Below are 1,560 nucleotides of genomic sequence, written 5' to 3'. Positions count from 1 at the left end.
AATTTATGTTGGTGGAATATTGGAATATCACCACCTGTAAAAGGCGTGAAGAAAGACAAGGCTGAGGCTATTAGATTGGCCAAGCACTATATAAAAAAAATGTCTCAAGAAAAAACATTGGATTTTTTGGGTATCTGTGAAATATCAGAAGATGAGGCTATAGATTTTAAACCTTTGGCTGATAAACTACATCTTGAATACTTGAATTTATCAGGGACTGTTGGTCGGATAATTATGGATGTATCCATAATGTACGAAGCATCAAAACTTGAGTACATAGATTATAAATATATAATTAAAATACAACCAGATGATAGAACTTTGCGTATTGCTGTCAGAGTTGTTTTTAAGGATGCAGTAACAGGAAATCTAATAACATTCTTTTTATCACACTGGCCATCCATAAGAAGCGCAGATGAAAAGATTCGAGAGGACGCTGCCGAGTCACTGCGCAACAATGTGAATAAAATACTAGATGACCACGGCATTGAGTCCCAAATAATATGCATGGGTGATTACAACACAAACCCTTACTCTGTTGCAATAAACGAAAAACTTTACGCCACTAGAGATTACCATCGAATAAAGAATAAACGAAAACTTCTTTTTAACCCTTTTTGGTATTTACTTTCAGACAAAAAGACCAATAACTTAGGAACTTATCATTATAAATCAGGAGCATCGAATAGATGGTTTGTTTTTGATCAAATGTTGTTTTCATCATCATTTATATACGGAGGAAAAGATTGTCTTAAGCTAGACATGAACAGCCTTGATTTTCATCGTATACTTAGTGATGATAACCAATGTTTAGATCAAAGATTTTTTAACACTTTTGATCATTACCCAATATTTTGTAGGATTTACCATGACAACCAAAAATGAAGAGTTCCAAGAAAGACTAAAGGCATCACTAAAAAAAGCCAATGAAACACTAATTTTAAAAGAAAAAATAGAGTCAGATATTTCATCAATTTTGTCAATGCTAAAGGGTATAACATCCGACTCAATTGACTTTGATATTTTTCAGAATAGTTCGAAAATTCCCAAATATAAAGATTGTAAAAAAATTGTCAGAATAAAGAAAAACTCTAGCATGGCATACCCTAAAGGTTTCATTTTATTTGGATTTAGCATAAATGAGTCTACCGGATATCCTGTACAGGTAGAAACGGAAGACGAAGCCGCAGAGTGTACAGATGTGGATAACTTAAAAGAATCAATTGTTTACATAATAGAAAAAAGATCTATAGAGATAATGAAATTAATATCCGAGCAACAAGAAGACGATGACATTCCTTTTTAAAAAGGTAGCATGTAATGCCATTATCAACGGCACTTTTTCATAGAAGGTGCCATATATCTTAGAATCAACTAATTTAACATAAGACCATAATTGTACGCACCGCTAAAACGGCCTCAGGGCGTTTCTGACGGGAAACCGGTAAAACAGGCAACAAACCACCCGAAAACCCGCCAGAAACGCGCAGGCTCTGTTTTTACGGCATGCATGAGTATGCACGTAAGTGCATAGCGCGAAAAGTCACGCCATTCAGCCAG

The 1,560-nt window shown here is 34.8% G+C and carries 2 protein-coding genes; both read left to right on the top strand.

From position 1 onward, the window contains the following. On the top strand, positions 1-885 hold an 885-nt coding region (locus FYJ80_RS11835; RefSeq protein WP_206361092.1), incomplete at its 5' end, for an endonuclease/exonuclease/phosphatase family protein. After that, positions 869-1,306, top strand: coding sequence for a hypothetical protein (locus FYJ80_RS11540; protein ID WP_032419556.1), 438 nt, complete (start codon positions 869-871; stop codon positions 1,304-1,306). The genes FYJ80_RS11835 and FYJ80_RS11540, both read left to right, overlap by 17 nt. Positions 1,307-1,560 lie beyond the last annotated feature (254 nt).

It is taken from the genome of Bullifex porci, assembly GCF_009695635.1.
In the GTDB taxonomy this organism is placed as follows: Bacteria; Spirochaetota; Spirochaetia; order Sphaerochaetales; family Sphaerochaetaceae; genus Bullifex; species Bullifex porci.
The sequence above is the reverse complement of the archived record's forward strand: the minus strand, read 5'-3'. Positions and strand labels throughout refer to the sequence as shown.